This window comes from Gemmatimonadaceae bacterium (assembly GCA_036496605.1).
Taxonomy (GTDB): Bacteria; Gemmatimonadota; Gemmatimonadetes; order Gemmatimonadales; family Gemmatimonadaceae; genus AG2.
In genome coordinates, this window is record DASXKV010000046.1 from 20,773 (window position 1) to 40,105 (window position 19,333).

Here is a 19,333-nt window from a genome sequence, read left to right on the forward strand (position 1 = left end):
ACGTCAGCGAACGAGCTGCGTCGCGACCGCGAGATCGGATTTACCTGAATGCAACGAGATCGCAAAACCGACATAGAGCACCAGAGCGAGGACGCCAGCCGCGGCGGCCGTCGCGATGAGGCGTGGTACCCATACATCGCGTGGCTGCCCAATCTCGGTCGACGACGGACGCCACTCCGGTGAGAGCTCGCCAACTCCCCCGTGCACCCGATCGATCTTCTCCGAGAGTTGTCCGGCTAGCACCTGTAGCTCCGAACCTTGCGACGCGCTGTAGCGTCCCTTGTAGCCGAGGAGCAGACAGAGCTCGTAGACCTCGAGCACATCGGCGAGATCCTCGGAATCCTGCCGCCCGAGCAGTTGCTGCAGGTACTGGAAGAACAACTCGCCGGCCATGTGAACGCCGAACACTTCCTGCTGGAGTGGCCGGCGGGGCCAATCGGCGAACATGGCCTGCCCCGAGTTGAGTACCGTCTCATCGAGAAAGGCGATGACGGCGAAAAGGCCGAGCCGGATGTCGTCCGCCGCGTAGCCCGCCTGTCTCGCCTCCTGCTCGGCGCCCGCGAGGACCTGCTTGATGCGCGCGCGGAAGGACTCGCCGTCGGCCGCGACCTGCCGGTTCGCGCGCAGGCGAGCGATCGTCGTGAACGGCTCCTGGAGAGAAAGCGCCAACAGACCTCGACGCGTCGCGTCGGAACCGACGCCGCGCGGTCTTTCGGTTGCCACTGCTGTCATGAAACCACCCCGTCCTGCAACTGTGATCGTGAGGCAAGTCGACTGAATCGCGGGCTAACATAAGGAAAGGGCCGGCATCGCGGGAGGAGCCGGCCCTTGTTGCATCGAGCGCCCAAGCGCACGAGGCAGCCAGTGTCAATCTTCGGCGACGATCACCAGTTCCACTTGCGCGTTCGGGATGGCGTCCGGCAGGTAAACCCCGATCTCGTGCGTCGTGTTGAGCGTCTCCCAGCACGGTCCCGCGCGGTCGATGGAGAAGTACTGCGTATCGGAGCGCGGAGCGATCGCGGCCGGCGGAAACTGAATGTGCTGTATGCGCAGTCCGGGGAATGCGCGGCGCACCAGCTCGAGCGTGAACTTGGCCGAGCACACCTTTGCCAGCTGGGGAACGCGCGCGGCGAGCTCCACGCCGGTGAGCGACGACCGCACTCCGAGAATCCAGCGCGACCGGCCGAACGCTCGCTGATCGGCAATCGCGCCCGTATGCAGGAAGGCAGTCGTCGCCTTCAGTTGTACGACGGTTCGCGCCGCAGGAGTCACGACTTCGAGGTTCGCGCGAATATGCTTGTCGAGCGCGTCGAAGGATTCCTGCGGATGATCGTGATCGTAGAGCGGCAGCGCCCTCGGGTGCGCATCGAGCGCGAAAGTGCACAGGGCGCCCGCCAGTCGAGAGAGCTCGACATAGAGCTGCTCCGGATGGACGCGCTTCACCTGAGCGATGTGCCGAAGGGCAGGGAGCGTCGAGTCGATCGCGTGGAGAAGCCAGAAGCTGGCGACTTCCTGCCGCGCAAATTCTTCCGCGCTGCCGCGGCGGCCACGCGCCATCGAATCGCTCTTGGCGTCTAGAATGTCGATGAGACGTCCGAGTAGATGCATGAGCCGCGTACTCGCGCCGACCTGGACGCACGGGGGCACGTACTCAGGGTCGTATATGAAGTGACCGGCGCCATCTCGTTTGACGCGAGCGATCGGAATCGAGACAACGTCATCGAGGGGCTCGATATCCAGAGCGAGACGCAGATTCTTGCGTCCGATGCTCACCGGTTTTTCGTCGCGGCCGGTGGTGTCATCGAGCATCGGAGCGGCCTCAGCTCGGTATCGGGCGCCCGAGCCGTTCGTCTCCCCATTCTGACCAAAGTTGGGTTGATCGGCGCGATACGCGGGGATCGTGAGAAGAACGAGGTGTGACTGCTGCGTCGGGGAGAAGAGCTCGCGGACGTCGAGTGGGCCAGGCGCGGCATCGCTCGCGGGAATGTCGAACGGCAGGCCATCCGGCATCATTCCGCGGGCGTGAATGAGGGAAACCGCATCGTTTCGGATTGCTTCGGTGTCGAGCTCGCAGCCAGCCAGCCCATATGGCGCAAAGAAAAGACTCGAGATCGCGAACTGAATCGCGTCCTCGAAATACCGGCTCTGCGCCTGGAAATGATGCTGGGCCAGGTGCATACCTTCGTTCCATACCACGCGCGAAAGCTGCTTCATCTCCGCTCCGTCCTTCGATCTATTGGCACTGCCGGCGATGTGAGGCGCTCGGCGAGCACCGGCACTATATTGCGTGCCCCTGCCCCCGTGGGAAACTGCTGGGGGATTTTCGGTTCGTCATTGCCCGGATGGACATCGCTGGCTCGCGTCAGCCGCTGGGCGTTAACGTACCCCCTGCGGGTCGCCGATGACAAGCACTGAATTCGCTGCCAGATACCGACTACTGAAGAACGTCGCCACGCGTGGCGCGCGGAGTTTTCTTGCCCAGCAGGTCGCGCTCGGGCGGATGGTCATGGTGCACTATCTGGACTCCGAGACTCCCGAGCAGCGATCGGCGACGGTCGCTCGTCTGGACTCGCTAAAGCCCCCCGCGCGCGAGAAGATGCTCGAGATCATCGATGTCGACGGCTCGCCTGTCGCCGTCACGTTGTTCATTAGCTCGTTCGCCGACTTTTCGACCTGGCTCGATCAGGTCAGTGTGCCTGCCACCTCGGTACCTCTCGCGTCACCGGTCAAGGCCCCCGGTGACTTCACGCGCGCGTTCAACAAGATCGAAACGCCGGCTGCACCGCCGGTCATGGCGCACCGAGTCGAGCACGAGCCCGCGCGAAAAGCATCGATCCCGGCTGCGCCTTCACCTGCGCCAGCCAGACCAGTACAGAAATCAGCGGGCGAGTTCACGGGCATCTTCGGTAACATGGGCGCCGCGGCTTCGGCTCCTGCTCCCGCGCACAAGGAGCCAGCCTCGAAGGCCCCATCCCCGGACCAACTGAATTCACCGACACTGATTATCGCCGCACCGAAGCCTTCGCCACGTCCGGCGTCTCCGGTCGCGCAGCCTCCGTCTCCGGCCCCAGCTCCGGTTCCGGCGCCGGCTGAGGGCGCGGGATTCACCGCGATCTTCGGTCGTATCGGTGAGACGCGTCTTCCAGACGAGCTACCAGCGGAAACGCCGAAGCCCTCGGCGCCGGCGGCGGGAGCTGGACGCGTGATGCAACCGGCCCCAAATCCCACATTCGATCGATCGTCGGCACCGCCGGCGAATGCACCACCGCAGCCGAGCGGCGGCGAGTTCACGCAGCTGTTTCAGCGACTGTCGGCGACGACAGCGCCCTCGTCGGCACCTTCTCCTGCAGCGCCCCAGGCAGCGCCGCCGATGATGCCGCCGCCCGCGTTCGGGTCGCCGGCAAACGCGGCAGGCCCGCTCGATCCATCGCCACGGATCGATCTGATGCCACCCGCGATGGCGGCGATCCCGTCCACGATCCTGCCCCCACCTTCGTTAGGTGGCGCCGCGCCGCCGGCGCCTTCCTTCGGGAGCGTCCTTCCTGCTCCGTCGTTCGGTATGACGCCGCCGCCAAGTTCGCCGACGGCCTCGCGCCTTCCCGACACGCCGGCAATGCCTAACGCGCCGCCATCGGCGCCTAACGCCCCAATGATACCGCCGTCGCCGTGGGGCGTCGCGCCGGCCGCCGGCATGTTCGGCAGCCCGGCACCGCAGAGCGATTACACACGAATAATGGGGCGAGTGGTGGTGCCGCCACCGCCTCCGATCGCGATCCAACCTCCCACCGCGAGCCCGGCCGCGCCGGCTCCGAAGGCGTCGAAGTCGATGTTGCCACTCGTCATCGCTTTCAGTGTCGTGATCCTCGCGACGGTCGCGATCGTCGCGTGGATGGTCTTGCGTAGAGGGTAGAGGGTTATGGGCAGAGGGTTATGGGCGGAGGGTTATGGGCGGAGGGTTGAGGGTTGTCGGCAGAGGGTTTCGCTCTCAACCCTCAACGCTCAACCCTCTACCCTCAACGCTCAACCCTCAACCCTCAACCCTCAACCCTCTACCCGCAACCCTCTGCCCTCTACCCTTTAGCCCCTAGCAACACCACCAGCTCCAGCTGCACGTCCCCAAGTCCCGCCGGTACGTACGCGGCAATGTTGCGGGCGCGCGAAACGGCCTCCCACTCTGGTCCTGCCTTCTGGAGCAGGAAGTAGTGGTAGTTCAGCTTCACGGGGACGGCCGTCGGCGGCGTCGGAACGTAGGTGAGCGCGATCCCGGCGAGTGCCTGACGAATGAGGTGATCCAGCTGACCGGCGGCGCTCACCTTCAGCAAACTCGGTACGCGCTGGACCAGTTCGTTCGCGGGAACCGTGGACGACGACGAGACCGCGAGGAAGATCTGCGGTGCCGCAAGATATTTGTCCTGATCCAGCGCGGCTGCGTGCACGGACGGCTGCACGACGCGCAGCGGAATCGACACGGTGCTCGCCGGCACGACGGTCTCGAGGAGCTCACGGAGTTGCTCGTCGAGCTTCGTGAAGCAGGCGCCGAGCTCGTCGTGCTCGTACGCCGGCAGATCGCGCGGATGAATGCGCATCGAGAACGTCGTCAGCGCACCCGCCAGCTCGAGCATCATCTCGAAGAGCGCGACCGGATGTCCTCGCCGAGTCTCGTAGAGATGCCGCAGCAGCGGGAGATGACTGTTGACCGTATAGAGTAGCCAGAAGCTCGCCACGTCCGCGATCCCAAAGTCGGCGAGGCTCTGATTCTTCTGACGCCTCATGCCGGAAAGCTGGGTGCTCTTCGCGGACAGGATCTCGATGAGCCGGCGAGCGATCGCCATGACGTACTCGCTCGCCTCCACGTCTATGAGTGGCGGGACGAACGCCGACGACAACTGGTAATCGCCGGTGGTGGTTCGCGTTAGGCGTGCGGCCCGAAGTATGGTGCTGCCTTCGGCCGATTCCCCCTCGAAGAGGATGCGGAAGTTCTTCCGGGCAACTTGAATCGGCCGTTCGGATCGCCCGGTCGTCTCGTCGCGGCGCAGCAGCTCCTCGGCGCGATACCGCGTGTCGCGCTCACGTTGCGCCGCGGAAACGTTGTGTCCACCGTAACGGTATTCAGGGATCGAGAGGTAGACGTCGAGCGTTTCCTGATCCTGAGCAAACGCACCCTCGAGCTGCTTTGGAGGCGGCGTCGGGTCCGAGAGGGGCATGTCGAACAGGAGGCCGTCCGGAAAGATCCCGGAGGCGGACGCGATGGCGAAGCTGCCGCCCGCGAGTGCCTCGCGATCGATCTCCAGCCGGCGAAATCCCCACGGACTGAAAACCAGCGACGAGAGCTGGAACTCGAGGAGGTCCTCGAGGAATCGGTCCTGGGTCTGGAAGTGCTGAGGACTGAGCAGGACGCCCTTCGTCCAGAGCACGGGCTGCATCTGCCGCATGGGCCCTAAGGTAGGCGAGCGAAGGGGCTCGGTGCTAGAGGCCAGGGGCTAGGGCAACACACCACCAATCACCAACTACCAACCGTTGCACTTCGAGCGTCCCGTTCCCCATACTGGCTCCCCGCATTCTCCCCCCAAATCGCATGTGCGCTCACGTCGCCGATTCGCCCTCAGCTGCTCTTCTCGCCAGTTACGACGCCGTGCCGTATGGCGGAGGCGCGATTGCGGGGACGCGGCCCGACTACCTCGCCGCGGTCGCTCGCTTCCGCGGACTCTCGACGCCAGACGTTAGGCGGTGCCGCGTGCTCGACGTCGGCTGCGCCACTGGTGGCAATCTGCTATCGATGGCGCTCGCATTCCCCGAGAGCAACTTCGTGGGCATCGATCTGTCGCCGCGACAGATCGAGAGCGCGCGAGCCGCGGCGCGAACCATCGGCCTCGAGAACGTTCGCTTCGAGGCGATGAGTGTCATGGATGTCGACGAGGATTTCGGCACCTTCGAGTACATCGTGAGCCACGGCGTCTACTCGTGGGTTCCACCCGACGTCCAGCACGCGATTCTGAGTGTTTGCTCACGCAATCTCGTTCCTGACGGCATCGCGTACGTCAGCTACAACACATATCCCGGCTGGCACGCGCGTGGGCTCGTGCGCGAGATGATGCTCTTTCATGATCGGCCGCAGCTGAGTCCCTCGGAACGCGTGCAGCGCGCCCGTGATCTGCTCGAGTCCGTCGCGAAGGCGGTGCCGAAATCCGACGAGGTGTACGCCGCCGTTCTGCAGGAGGAGATTCACACGCTCAGCGACGCGAGCGAGTCCTATTTCATGCACGAGGAGCTCGAGTCGGAGAACCATCCAGTCTACTTCATCGATTTCGCGCGTCGCGCGGCGGCGGTCGGGCTTCAGTACGTCACCGAGGCAACAGCGTCATTGACCGATACGCAACTCAGTCCGGAGCTCCGGGCCAAACTGCGCTCCTGGTCTACCGATAATCTCCAGTACGAGCAGTACTTCGATTACGTCAGAAATCGCACGTTCCGTCGCTCGGTGCTCTGCCACGCCGGCCGAGGCGTCGAGAGCGAGCCGGTGCCGACGTGGGTGCCGGAGATGGTCACGCGAGCCCGCTGCTATGTCGACGCGGAGGCACCAGAGGCGAAGCAACCAGGAGTCGAGGTCTTTCGCACGCACGAAGGCGTCGCTGCAACGATGGCCCATCCGCTCGCGCGCGCTGCATTGCACTCGCTCATCGATGCGCGTCCAAGCGGTTTGTCCTTCGAGGCGCTCGCCGCCCGGACGCAGGAGCGCATGGAGGGCGGGGACGGGTTTTCCCGCGAGACACTCGCCGACGCGATGCTCCGTTGCGCGCTGGTCCGACTCGTGGACCTAACGATGGCTCCGACGCCATGCTGCTCGACGCTCAGCCTGCAACCAGTCGCGAGTCCGCTCGCCCGCCTCGAATCGCGCAACGAGTCTCTCGTGACGTCGCTCCTGCACGTGGCCGTCGAGCTCTCTCCATTCGATCGATTTGTGCTCCAGCAACTGAACGGAACACGAGATCATGGAAAGGTCGTCGACGAAGTCATGGCAGCGATTGCCCGACGCGAGCTCGATCTGGGACCGGCGGAGCGCGGCGCCGTCGCCTTGGCCGTGGACCACGCGTTTCAGCAATTTCGACTGTCGGGATTACTCATCGCCTAGTGTTTCGCTGGTGCGCCGGTTGAAACGGGGTGCTATCGTAGCAGAATGGCTCGTGCAGCATCCTTCGGCCTACGAGGTGTACCGTGCAGCCGCCGGCCTATGGTCCTTTTCGCATTGCGCTGATCGGTGACTTCAGCGGTCGTGCGAATCGCGGCATTCTCGAAAAGGGGAAGGCGCTCGCTGCGCGTCGATCCGTGCGCGTGGATCGCGACTCGATCGACGATGCCATCGCGCACTTTGCTCCACGACTGCAACTCAACGTCGGCAGCGAAGGAGACCGTGTCGAGATCGGGTTCACCGCACTCGACGATTTTCATCCGGATGGTCTCTATGAGCGGCTTCCGCGCTTTCGCGCTCTTCGCGACGCGGGCGCGCGCGCGCTCGCGTCGGCGTCGTTCCTGTCTTCGCGGATGCCAACGCCGCCGACGCCAGCCGGCGCTCTCGACGCAATTCTTGGCGACGCCCCAATGCCACCCGGCGGTGCCGCCCTCGCAAAGGCGCCGGCGCGACCAACGCTCCAACCTTCGGACAGCGCCCTGTCGGAGTTTGTCCAACGCGCCGTGGCGCCTCATCTCGTTCGCACTCCGGACCCTACCGCCCAGGAGATCAAGGCCGGCGTCGACGCCGCGGTGACGGCCGAGTTGCGCGCGATCCTGCATGATGCGGATTATCAGGCGCTCGAGGCTGCATGGCGAGAAGCCGCCTTCCTCGTTAGGCGACTGGATACCGATTCGGCTCTTCAGGTTCACGTCGTCGATATCTCTCGCGAGGAGCTCGCCGCCGATCTCGCCACGGACGACATCGAGCGCTCGGGTCTACATCGTCTCCTCGTCGAGCAGAGCGTCGGAACACCCGGGAGCGATCCGTGGGCGCTGCTCGTCGCTTTGTCCACGTTAGGTCGCGACGAGAACGATCTCGCGCTCCTCGGCCGTCTGGGACGCGTCGCTCGTGATGCAGGGGCCCCCTTTGTGTCCGGTGGCTCGTCTGCGCTCGTCGGCACCGAATCGATCGCGGCGACGCCCGATTGCGATGATTGGATGGCCGAGGCACCGAACGGCTGGCCAGCCCTGCGCGCCTCGAGCATCGCGCCGTACGTGTCTCTCATCGCACCGCGCATTCTATTGAGGCTTCCGTACGGGAAGCGCACCGACGAATGCGAGCTCATTCAGTTCGAGGAAAACGTGCCGGACACACGTCCCGAGCACGAGAGTTATCTCTGGGGCAGCGGCGGCGTCGCGGCCGCGTTGCTCATCGGCGAGGGGTTCAGCGAATACGGCTGGAACCTCCGGCCCGGACGCGAGATCTCGAATCTCCCGCTCCACGTTTATCGCGCCGACGGCGAAACGATCGCGACACCATGCGCGGAGGCGGTGTTGAGTGAGCGCGCCGCGGAACGGCTGCTGGAAAGCGGACTGTCGCCGCTGCTCACGGTGCGCGACAGCGACGCCGTGATCTTCCCGCGCCTGCAATCGATCGCGGAGCCATTGACTCGGCTGCGCGGTCGTTGGAACACATCGAACGATGCCGACGGCGACTGACAGCCGTTGGACGTCTGAACCTTTTCGGCCCGGCAATTCGGGCCAGTTCGCGCGCGTCCGCGAGCTCTTCCTCCGGAGCGGATTCGAGGAGACCCCCGTTTGCGCTCGCGCCGGGGTTGATTCGATTTATGAGTTTCCTCGTCCAGAGGGGCGGAGCGCGTTCAAGGACGTTTCTGACGCGCAATCGTTGTTCGTGAGGCTCTTCGTGGACGGGGATCGCGTCGCGCGGAGCGTTGCCGAATCGATGCTCTCGCCGGGCGACGTCACAGTGCTCGAGGATCTCGGGCTCCTCCACGCCGTGCTCGAGGAGCCTTCACTCTGTACGGCGACGGTCGCGATCTACCCCGTCGAGGAGCTCTACATCGCGTCCGACCGTCGTCACGGCTTCGAGAGCACGCAGGAGGTCCCGCCGTCGGATCTTGTCTTCTCGCCGATGACGCGCGAAACCCAGCGCTTTCTTCGACTCATGCCGCGCGAGTCGTGCGAGCACCTATTGGATCTGTGCACGGGTACGGGCATCGCGGGACTGGTCGCCGCGGCGCGCTTTGCCCGGCGCGCCACGCTCGTCGATATCGCCGAGCGGTCGGTTCGATTCGCCGAATTCAACGTGGCGCTGAACGGTCTCGCGAATGTGCGCGTGCTGCGGGGCGACGTCTACTCCGCGTTAGGCGACCAGCGCTGCGACGTCATCATCGCGCATCCGCCTTATGTGCCGGCGCTCCAGACAGAATTCGTGTTTCGTGACGCGGGTGAGGACGGCGAGCAGGTGACACGCCAGATTATCGCAGGGCTAGCCGAGCATCTCACGCCGGGCGGGCAGTTCTTCTGCGAGTGCATGCTCACCGAGCGCGAAGGGGACACGCTCGAGCAGCGGCTGCGATCCATGCTTGCCGAGTCGAGCGACGACTTCGACGTCGTTCTGGTTCAGGGACGCGGTCTTGATCCGATGCACTTTTTCGCGGATCAGGCAAAGGCGGGATATGCGCCGTTCGAACGACTCGCGGAGATGAGTGAGACGCTCGAGCGATTGCGCATTCAGCAGCTGGTGTTCTGCTCGATCCTTTTCCAGCGTCGGGCGACGGACCGTGCGGTGATTACCACGCGGCGCGCCTTGTCGCCTCTCACCAGCTCGCCCGATCTGCAGTGGGTGCTGCGCTGGATGGTCGGTACGGCCAATTGGGACGCGGCGCTGTCCCGCCGGTTGCTGGCGAGTCGTCCGCGCACGCTGCCGCACACCGAGCTGCGATCGCGCTCGATGCTGCACGATGGCCAGTGGTCGGTGGACGAGTGTCAGTTGGTGACGCTCGCGCCGTTCGCGGTAGAGGCGGCGTGCCCGAACTGGTACGCGACGTTGTTGCAGTTCTGCGATGGGCGAATGACCGCCCGCGAGCACCTCCAGTACCTGCGGGACACCCGGGCGGTGCCGGATGCGGCGCCGGAGGACATGTTCGCGATGATGATTCGCCAGCTGGTGGACGCGGGGTTGATCGAGATCGACGAGTTTCGGCTGCCGGATTCGACGGCAATGCGGGAGAGTGCCGGGGTTCGAGAGCGGCCTACCGGAAGCCGCCCGGTCGAACGAGCCGACTAGCGGTTCTGTTGCACAGGCGCCGCAGGGGCAACGACTTCGCCCTTGTCAACTCGCTTGACGATGGGCCGCAACGAGTGCATGATAGGCCCCACTGACGACCGCTTAGTCACCAATGCGGTCGACATCAGTGTGCGGCCGCGCACGATCACCGGCGAGTGTGTTAGCACCCCTCGATGGCATTACGCGGCGCAGACATCAAGCACGTTGCGCCCCCTCGAGCGTGACGCTGCAACTTTTTTCCCAAGACCCGGAGCACCATATGGCACGCGAGGGCACACAGAAAAAGCTGGAGCGTGTCCGGCCGCCACGCGTCAACATCAGCTACGATGTGGAGACCGGCGGCGCGGTCGAGACGAAGGAGCTTCCTTTCTTGATGGGCGTTCTCGCTGATCTCAGCGGGAATCCGGCGGAGGCACTGCCGCGGCTCAAGGATCGGAAGTTCGTCGAGGTCAACCCGGACAACTTCGATTCGGTCCTCAAGAGCATGAGGCCGCGCGTCCAGTTCACCGTCGCGAACAAGCTGAACCCGGAGTCGGGCGGGAAGATCGGCGTCGACCTCACGTTCGAGTCGCTCGACGACTTCAATCCGGAATCAGTGGCAAAGAACGTCGGTCCGCTCAAACAGCTGCTCGAGCTGAGGACTAAGCTTGCGGATCTCCGCGGCAGTCTCCAGGGCAATGACAAGCTCGAGGAGATTCTTCAGAGTACGCTCAACAACGCCGACGCGATGAAGAAGCTCGAGTCGGAGGTCGGACTCCAGGGAGGCTCCGATGCCTGAGATGCAGGCGCAAGGCCAGCAACAGACCACCTTCGACGCCGCGGCGGAAGGCAGTCTTCTCGACAAAATTGTCGACCAGGGGCGGCTCGGCCGTGACGCTGCCGCCAAAGAACGGGGCAAGGATCTGGTCAAGAACTTCGTCACCGAGGTGCTCAAGGGCACGGTGACGATCGCCGCCGATACGGAGGCGATGATCAACGCCCGCATTGCGCAGATCGACGACCTGATCTCGACGCAGCTCAACGAGGTCATGCACCACCCCGATTTTCAGAAGCTGGAAGGGACGTGGCGCGGTCTCAAGTACCTGCTCGGCAATACCGAGACGGGCGAGAAGCTGAAGATCAAGGTCTTCAACGTCTCGAAGAAGGATCTGCTCAAGGACCTCCAGAAGGCGCCGGAGTTCGATCAGAGCGCGCTCTTCAAGAAGGTCTACGAGGAGGAGTTCGGCGTGTTCGGCGGCACGCCCTTCGGTGCGCTCGTCGGAGATTACGAGTTTGGTAGGGGCGGGCAGGACGTGGAGCTGTTGGAGAAGATCTCGCAGGTGGCGGCGGCGGCGCACGCGCCATTCATCGCCAATACCAATCCCGACATGTTCAACATGGAGAGCTACACCCAGTTGGACGCTCCCCGGGACATGGCGAAGATCTTCGACACGACCGAGTACGCGAAGTGGAAGAGCTTCCGGTCGAGTGAGGATTCCCGGTACGTCGCCCTCACCCTGCCGCGCATCCTGATTCGCCAGCCCTACGGCCGCGACACGGTGCCGGTGGAGGACTTCGATTTCGAGGAGAAGGTCGACGGCACGGATCACTCGAAGTACGCCTGGGCCGGTGCGTCGTGGGCGCTCGCGTCGCGCATTACGCAGTCGTTCGCGCTCTACGGCTGGTGCGCCACGATCCGTGGGGTGGAGAGCGGCGGCCTCGTCGAGGGGCTGCCTGTCCACAACTTCAAGACGGAGTCGGGCGACGTCGCCATGAAGTGCCCGACGGAGTCTCCGATCTCCGATCGTCGCGAGAAGGAGCTGGCCGATCTTGGCTTCGTTCCGCTCGTGCACTGCAAGGGAACGGACTACGCCGCCTTCTTCAGCGTGCAGTCGGCGCAGAAGGCGAAGACCTACGACTCCGACGCGGCAACGGCCAACGCGCGCATCTCGGCGCAGCTGCCGTACATCTTCGCCGTGTCTCGGTTCGCGCACTATCTGAAGGCGATGATGCGCGACAAGATCGGCGGCTACACGTCGCGGTCCGAAGTCGAGCGTTTCCTCAACAACTGGATCAACAACTACACGGTAGCGAACGACGACGTCGGCTTCGAGATGAAGGCAAAGAATCCGCTGAAGGAAGCGCGCATCGAGGTGGTGGAGATTCCCGGGAAACCGGGCTGCTACCGCGCGGTGGCGTTCCTCCGGCCGCACTTCCAGCTGGACGAGCTGACGATGTCGATGCGTCTGGTCGCCGATCTGCCGGCACCAGCGAAGTAGCAGTCGCTGTCGCGGTGTGTCACGAGCGCATCACTGAAATTCACAACGCGCTCGTGACCGCCGATACGGCACGCGCGAGGACGCAGTGTTACTGTGTTCGCGCGCAAAGCACAGAGGGCCCTCGCGAAGACTCCCGGTTCATCACCTCATCACGTTTGGCGGAGAACTCCCATGGCTTCGGTTGACTATTTCCTCAAGATCGACGGCATTGCCGGCGAATCTCAGGACCACAAGCATAAGGACGAGATCGAGATTTCGAGCTGGAGCTGGGGTGAGGCGAATTCGGGCTCGCACGCGGTCGGTGCTGGCGGCGGCGCCGGGAAAGTCCAGATGCAGGACTTCCACTTCACGATGTCCGAGAACAAGGCCTCGCCCCTTCTGATGCTGGCGTGCGCCGGCGGCGATCATATCAAGAAGGCGCAGCTCACCTGCCGCAAGGCGGGCAAGGATCAGCAGGAGTTCCTCGTCATCAAGTTCTCGGATCTCCTCGTCAGCTCGTATCAGACGGGCGGTAGCGCGGGCGCCGAGATCATCCCGGTCAATTCGATTTCGCTCAACTTCAGCAAGATCGAATACGAGTATAAGCCACAGAAGGCGGATGGCACGCTCGATTCGCCGGCGAAAGCTGGCTGGGACATCAAGGCCAACAAGAAGGTCTGAGCAGCTTCGCTTCGCTGCTGAAGGCAAACGGCCGGCCGCCAGGGGCGGCCGGCCGTTGCCTTCCCAGGCTGCTCGCTGGCGCTCGCGCCAAGTCTATTCGAAGTCGCTCGTGCTTCGCACTCGCTCCTGCTCCTTGGCACGCGTAATTAGCTCCTTCGTTCATGGGTACGACAATGACTCCTCGCGATCTTCTGCAGGCCGGTAGGCTGGACGAAGCCATCGACGCGCTCAGTGCCGAGCTGCGCGACAATCCCACTGACTCGCGCCGGCGCACGTTCCTCTTCGAGCTCCTCTGCTTCGCCGGCAAGTACGATCGCGCCGAGAAGCAGCTCGACGTCGTCGGCCAGGGAGGCAAGGAAGCCGAGATGGGCGCGCTCCTCTATCACAGCGCGCTTCACGCGGAACGGCTCCGCCAGCAAATGTTCGAGCAGAACGCCTTCCCGCTCAGCACGCCTCCAAAGCCAGTTTCGGGAACGCTAAACGGGCAGCCCTTCGAATCGCTCACCGACGCCGATCCTCGCATCGGAGCGCGTCTCGAGCTCTTCGCCGCCGGCCAGTATACCTGGCTTCCCTTCGAGCACGTCGAAACGGTCCAGATGCTGCCGCCGAAGCGCTTGCGCGACATGCTCTGGGCGCCCGCCATCGTTCGGCCTAACGAACGGTTCTCTGGCATGGAGATGGGCGAGGTCATTGTTCCGGCGATCGCGCCGCTCACCTGGCGTCACGCGGACGGACCGGTGCGGCTCGGTCGCGTCACGCAGTGGCAGCTGCTCGACGACGATACCGAAGCACCCATCGGCCAGAAGCTGCTGCTCGTGGACGGCGAGGAGTTTCCGATCCTCGAAGTCCGTGAGCTGACGATTACGTCATCCGCACCAACCACCGCTGATTGAGTATCACCATGTCGCTGCGTGACGAACTCCTGACGCCAATTCCAGGCGGGAATCCTGCCGGGATCGAGCTGCGCTCCGATCCTGTCTACGACAAGATCAAATTTGCGCGGCGCGAAGACGACGACATGCCGCAAGGCGGCTGGGAGACCGAACGCAAGACGGCAGACTGGTCGCAAGTCATAAAGCTGACAAAAGACGCGATCGCCAATAAATCAAAGGACCTTCAGCTCGCTGTGTGGATGGCCGAGGCGATCCTCGTCCGCGAAGGGTTCGCGGGCTTCCGCCATGCACTCGACACCATCGTCGGCCTGCTCGAGCAACACTGGGAACACCTCTACCCGGAGATCGACGACGGCGATGCCGAGGCACGCGCCAACACCCTCGGTTCGTTAGGCGGCGAAAAAATGGCCGTGCGCGTCCGTCGCCTGCCGCTCAACAAGGCTGGACACGACGTGGGTCAGATTCAGCAAGCGAACCGCGTCCCGACCGAGGCCGATGCCGCCAACGACTCCACAAAGGCGGAGCTTCGTCAGACGCTCGTCGCCGAAGGGAGGGCGACGCCCGAGGATGTCGAGAGTGGTTTCCGGGCGACGCCAAAGCCCTGGTTCAAGGCGCTCGTATCTGACATCGATGGGTGTCTCCAGCTCCTTCAGAATTTGGACGAGGTCTGTGCCGAGCGCTTCAAGAATGACGGTCCAAGTTACGAACCAGTCCGCAAGGCGCTCGAGGAGGTGCAGCGCACCTCGAAGCAACTACTCAAGCGGAAGCTCGAGGTCGAGCCGGATCCAGTTGGGACGACGGCGACTGAAGCGGATGCTCCAGTCGTCGTGCCCGAGGGCATGCTCTTGCCGGGGTCCGTCGGCGCGCAGCTGTCTGCCGTCCCCACGTCGCGTGAGGACGCCGCGAGTCGAATTGCGGCGAGCGCCAAGTATCTGCGGCAAACCGATCCGACAAATCCGGCCGCCTACCTTCTGTTGCGTGGACTCCGCTGGGGTGAGCTACGCGCGTCCGGCAGTTCCCCCGATCCACGACTACTCGAGGCGCCCGCGACCGCGACGCGCACTCACCTCAAGACGCTCCTTCTCGACTCGAAGTGGGAACAGCTGCTCGAAGCCTGCGAAGGCGTCATGGCCACGCCGCAAGGTCGCGGCTGGCTCGACCTCCAGCGTTACGCGCTCACGGCGTGTGAGCAGCTCGGTGCGGAGTTCCAGATCGTCGGCGCGGCGTTGAGAGGCGCGCTCCGATCGCTGCTCGCCGACCTCACCGGCCTTGTCGACATGACGCTCATGGACGACACGCCGACGGCGAACGCGGAAACGCGCAAATGGTTAGGCGCGATCGTCGACGCAGAAGTCGCCGTCCCTGCCGCTGATCAGAGCGCGGACGAAGTCGCGCACGAGCCGTTGCGCCCACGCGGCGGCCGGAGCGCGGCGATGGCGGAGGTGCGCGCGGGCCGCACCGATCGCGCCATCGCGCTGCTCATGCGTGAGGCGGCGAGCGAAAAGACAAAACGCGGGCGCTTCCTGGTACAGACCGAGCTCGCGAGCATCATGGTCGATGGTGGACATCACGTCGTCGCGCAGCCGATTCTCGAAGAGCTCATCGCGCATGTCGAAGGGCACAAGCTCGAGGATTGGGAGAGCGGAGACGTCGTCGCCAAACCGCTCGCGCTACTCTATCGCTGTCTCGAGCGGGTCGACGGAGACCCGAGCACTCGTCAGGCACTCTACCTTCGCATCTGCCGGCTCGATCCGGTGCAGGCAATTGGCTTTGCCAATGGCGGAGGCGCGTCGGCATGACGAAGCGTGAGATCGAGCGCACCGTCCAGCCGTCACTGCTCGACCGTCTGACGGATTACGAGCCACGCAACAACAGCGAGGGCCGCGTGGGCTATCTCGAGTCCGTTCGACAGTTCAAGATGGGACTGCAGCGTGATCTCGAGTGGTTGCTCAACACACGGCGCATCCCGGTCACGGCGCCGGAAGAATTCGAGGAGCTAACGCGCTCGGTCTATCACTACGGTCTGCCGGATCTCACGTCGATCAGTCGCGATTCGCACGAGGCCCGCGATCGTCTGGTCCGCCGTGTCGAGGACGTGATCGCGCTGTTCGAGCCGCGACTCGACAATGTCGCGATCAACGTTTTCGAAGTGGAGGGCGAGGAGCATCGTCGCGAGCTGCGCTTCCATGTCGAAGGCACGCTCCTCATGGATCCGACGCCGGAGCAGGTGATCTTCGACACGGTGCTTCATTTCTCGAGCGGCGAATACGAAGTCGGTGGAGCGGGAGGCGACAAGGCGCCCTCTGCGGGAGCTGGTCGCGGTGCGTGAGGAGCTCCTTCACTACTACGAGCGCGAGCTCGCATACGTCCGCCGCATGGGGGCGGAATTCGCGCAGCGCTATCCGAAGATCGCAAGCCGGCTCCAGCTCGAGCCGACGAAATGCGAGGACCCGCACGTCGAGCGGCTCATCGAGGCTTTTGCGTTTCTCACCGCGCGCGTTCACCTGAAGATCGACGACGAATTCCCCGAGGTCACGGAGTCGATCCTCAACATCGTGTACCCGCACTATGTGCGGCCGATCCCGTCGATGTCGATCGCCGAAATGCGCATCGATGTCGAGCAGGGCGTGCCACCAACGGGCTTCCGCGTGCCGCGCGGAACGCCGCTCTACTCGCGGCCCGTCGACGGCGTCCCGTGCAAGTTTAGAACTTGCTACGACACGACGCTGTGGCCGTTCACCGTCACCGGCGTGCAATGGCTCACGCCGGACCGGCTCAAACCGGCGGTGCGATTGGGCGACGCCATCGCTGCGTTGCGCATCGAGCTGCGCTGCTTGCCCGGCGTCACCTTCTCGCAGCTCGACATCAAGACGCTCCGCTTCTTCCTCAACGGCGAGAGCAATCTCGTATACCCGTTGTACGAGCTGCTCGCCAGCCACCGCCGCGACTTGATCATTCGTGAAACAGGAGTCGCGAAGCCGAGATCGATCACGATCGACGCCGACGAGCTCGAGCCCACCGGGTTCGGCGCCGAGGAAGGCATGCTGCCCTATCCGGGCAGGTCGTTTCAAGCCTATCGCCTCCTCCAGGAATATTTTGCGTTCCCGGAGAAGTATCTCTTTTTCGATCTCGGTGGCCTCGAGGCACTGCGCTCGTCCGGCTTGGGCAGCGCGATCGAGATCATCGTGCCGATTGGCGTCTTCGAGCGAACCGAATGGCGACAGATGCTCGAGGCTGGCATCAGCGAGTCGACGATTCGGATCGGGTGTACGCCAATCGTCAATCTCTTTCCGCAGGTCGCCGAGCCGGTGCTGCTCACGCAGCGCCGCCATGAGTACACGCTCGTTCCCGACGCACACCGCCGCGTCACGACCGAGGTCTTCTCGATCGATGACGTCGTCGCCATCGCCGCGGATTCGGGCACAACACAGCATTTCGAGCCGCTCTATTCGCACCGCCACGCGACGAACGGCAACACGGCATTCTGGACGGCGAATCGTCACTTCAGTGGTTGGCGCAGCGACGTCGGAACCGACGTCTCGCTCTCCTTCGTCGATCTCTCCGGCCGCGTCGTGTATCCCGAGTTCGAGGTCGTCACGGCGCGCCTGACGTGCTTCAATAGCGATCTGCCGAGCCGATTGCCATTCGGGAACGAGCGGGGCGACTTCGAGCTCGATCGAGGTGGACCGGTGAGCGCGATCGTCGCGCTGGTGAAGCCGACGCGCGTCATTCAGCCGCCGCTGGGATCACCGCAGGTCTGGCGCCTCGTGTCGCAACTCTCGTTGAATTATCTGTCACTCACCGACACCGAAGCGAGCGTCGGTGAGGACGGCGCCGGACGCGGGACGGAAGCGTTGCGCGAAGTGCTTCGCCTCCACGACTTCAGCGGGTCGCCAGCCGTTAGGCGGCAAATCGAAGGCGTTCTCGCCGTGCGCAGCGGGCCCGCGTTCGCCCGGATCGCCACCGAACATGGTCTGAGCTTCGCGCGCGGCCGCCGCGTGGAGCTCGAGCTGGACGAGGAGCAGTTCACAGGCGCTGGCGCCTATCTGTTCGCCAGTGTGCTCGAACATTTCTTCGGGCTGTACGCCTCGATCAACAGCTTCTCGACGCTCACCGCGCGGTCGCGGCAGCGAAAGGGGGGGATACGCGAATGGCCCGCGAGAGCAGGCTGGAAACCGCTGCTGTAGGCGGCGCGCTCCCCTACGTCCCTCCGGCTTCGGCTGGAGACGACGTGGCGCTCGCTGCCTCCGCCGCGCCGCGCGCGGCGGAAGAGAGTCGTCTGCTCGAGCGGCTCTACGCCGAGCCGTGGTCGTTCGACTTCTTCCAGGCGTTGCACCTGCTCGAGCGGTTGCAACCGGACCGCGCGTCCGTGGGCGAGTTCGCCGATCCGCGGCAGGAGGCGGTGCGCCTAACGGCGAGCCCCAGTGTCGCGTTCCCGGCGAGCGAGATCCAGGCGCTCAATACGGCAACGACGCCGCCGCGCATGGCCGTGAACTTCCTCGGCCTCACCGGCCCGCAAGGAGCGTTGCCGCTCGCGTACAGCCTGTACGTGGCCGAACGTGTCCGCGCCGGCGACCACGCACTCAAGGACTTTCTCGGCATCTTCGACCATCGCGTCTTATCGCTCTTCTATCGCGCATGGGAAAAGACGCACATCAGCGTCTCGCACGGCGACGAAAAACGCGATTGGTTGACTCGGCATCTGCTCGACATCGTCGGGCTCGGGAACGAGGCGCTTCGCGATCGGTTGCCGCTCGGCGACCAGGCACTGCTTTTCTACGCGGGCCTGCTCTCGCTGCCGACACGCCCGGCGGGCGCTCTCGAGCAACTGCTCGCTGATTTCTTCGGCGTGCCGGTGAGCATCGAACAGTTCGTCGGCGCATGGTATCCGCTCGAACGCGCCACCCAGTCCGAGCTCGGCGACGACGACAGCGAGTCGTCGCAGCTGGGGTTCGGTGCCGTTGCTGGCGACGAAATCTGGGATCAGCAATCGCGCGCTCGCGTCCGCATCGGACCGCTCACGCGAAGGCAATACGATGAATTCTTGCCCGGCGGCAGCGCGCACGAGCCGCTCCGGGCGTTGACGCGATTGTATACGAACGACCTGATCGATTTCGATATTCAGCTCGTGCTCGCGCAGGACGAAGTGCCGCTGTTCCGGATCGCCGACGAGACGCCGCTGCCGCTCAGCTGGTGTACCTGGCTGGCGACAAAACCGTTAGGCAAAGATGCAGATGATACCCAGTTCGCCCTCTGATCACCGC

15 protein-coding genes are annotated in these 19,333 nt (G+C 64.2%); 12 read left to right on the forward strand and 3 right to left on the reverse strand.

The annotated features are described in order from the left end of the window. Positions 1-3: 3 nt before the first annotated feature. Positions 4-732 (reverse strand): DotU family type IV/VI secretion system protein, encoded by a 729-nt coding sequence (locus VGH98_17765; GenBank protein HEY2377824.1) that lies wholly within the window; start codon positions 730-732, stop codon positions 4-6. 135 nt (positions 733-867) lie between these two features. Then, positions 868-2,214, reverse strand: a complete 1,347-nt coding sequence (gene tssK / locus VGH98_17770) for a type VI secretion system baseplate subunit TssK (protein HEY2377825.1) — start codon at positions 2,212-2,214, stop codon at positions 868-870. A gap of 187 nt (positions 2,215-2,401) precedes the next feature. Between tssK (VGH98_17770) and VGH98_17775 the strand changes: the two genes are divergently transcribed. Continuing rightward, the gene (locus VGH98_17775; GenBank protein HEY2377826.1) at positions 2,402-3,910 is read left to right on the forward strand and encodes a hypothetical protein; all 1,509 of its coding nucleotides are present in this window, start codon (positions 2,402-2,404) and stop codon (positions 3,908-3,910) included. Positions 3,911-4,070: 160 nt separating this feature from the next. Here VGH98_17775 and tssK (VGH98_17780) read toward each other — a convergent pair whose 3' ends face one another. Continuing rightward, positions 4,071-5,432 (reverse strand): type VI secretion system baseplate subunit TssK, encoded by a 1,362-nt coding sequence (gene tssK, locus VGH98_17780; protein ID HEY2377827.1) that lies wholly within the window; start codon positions 5,430-5,432, stop codon positions 4,071-4,073. A gap of 143 nt (positions 5,433-5,575) precedes the next feature. Between tssK (VGH98_17780) and VGH98_17785 the strand changes: the two genes are divergently transcribed. From VGH98_17785 to tssG, 11 genes are all read left to right on the forward strand, one after another. Further along, positions 5,576-7,129 carry a class I SAM-dependent methyltransferase gene (locus tag VGH98_17785; GenBank protein HEY2377828.1) on the forward strand — a complete coding sequence of 518 codons (1,554 nt, stop codon included), beginning with the start codon at positions 5,576-5,578 and terminating at the stop codon, positions 7,127-7,129. 83 nt (positions 7,130-7,212) lie between these two features. After that, entirely contained in the window at positions 7,213-8,667 is a 1,455-nt protein-coding gene (locus VGH98_17790; protein HEY2377829.1) for a type VI secretion system contractile sheath large subunit, read from the forward strand. Further along, positions 8,651-10,258 carry a methyltransferase gene (locus VGH98_17795; GenBank protein ID HEY2377830.1) on the forward strand — a complete coding sequence of 536 codons (1,608 nt, stop codon included), beginning with the start codon at positions 8,651-8,653 and terminating at the stop codon, positions 10,256-10,258. The genes VGH98_17790 and VGH98_17795 overlap by 17 nt, the downstream gene beginning before the upstream one ends. Positions 10,259-10,517: 259 nt before the next feature. Continuing rightward, on the forward strand, positions 10,518-11,036 hold the full coding sequence (tssB, locus tag VGH98_17800) for a type VI secretion system contractile sheath small subunit (GenBank protein HEY2377831.1): 519 nt from the start codon (positions 10,518-10,520) through the stop codon (positions 11,034-11,036). Continuing rightward, the gene (gene tssC / locus VGH98_17805; GenBank protein HEY2377832.1) at positions 11,029-12,516 is read left to right on the forward strand and encodes a type VI secretion system contractile sheath large subunit; all 1,488 of its coding nucleotides are present in this window, start codon (positions 11,029-11,031) and stop codon (positions 12,514-12,516) included. Before tssB ends, tssC begins: the two co-directional genes overlap by 8 nt. Before the next feature lie 171 nt (positions 12,517-12,687). Continuing rightward, a complete protein-coding gene (locus VGH98_17810) occupies positions 12,688-13,176 on the forward strand; it encodes an Hcp family type VI secretion system effector (protein ID HEY2377833.1) in 489 nt (162 codons plus the stop codon). A gap of 173 nt (positions 13,177-13,349) precedes the next feature. Then, positions 13,350-14,069: a type VI secretion system accessory protein TagJ gene (locus tag VGH98_17815; protein HEY2377834.1), complete on the forward strand. Its 720-nt coding sequence runs from the start codon at positions 13,350-13,352 to the stop codon at positions 14,067-14,069. A gap of 8 nt (positions 14,070-14,077) precedes the next feature. After that, complete coding sequence (tssA, locus tag VGH98_17820; protein HEY2377835.1) at positions 14,078-15,868, forward strand: type VI secretion system protein TssA; 1,791 nt, start codon at positions 14,078-14,080, stop codon at positions 15,866-15,868. Continuing rightward, on the forward strand, positions 15,865-16,398 hold the full coding sequence (gene tssE / locus VGH98_17825) for a type VI secretion system baseplate subunit TssE (protein HEY2377836.1): 534 nt from the start codon (positions 15,865-15,867) through the stop codon (positions 16,396-16,398). Before tssA ends, tssE begins: the two co-directional genes overlap by 4 nt. Beyond that, the gene (gene tssF / locus VGH98_17830; GenBank protein HEY2377837.1) at positions 16,391-18,256 is read left to right on the forward strand and encodes a type VI secretion system baseplate subunit TssF; all 1,866 of its coding nucleotides are present in this window, start codon (positions 16,391-16,393) and stop codon (positions 18,254-18,256) included. The genes tssE and tssF overlap by 8 nt, the downstream gene beginning before the upstream one ends. Before the next feature lie 44 nt (positions 18,257-18,300). Beyond that, entirely contained in the window at positions 18,301-19,326 is a 1,026-nt protein-coding gene (gene tssG, locus VGH98_17835) for a type VI secretion system baseplate subunit TssG (protein ID HEY2377838.1), read from the forward strand. Positions 19,327-19,333 lie beyond the last annotated feature (7 nt).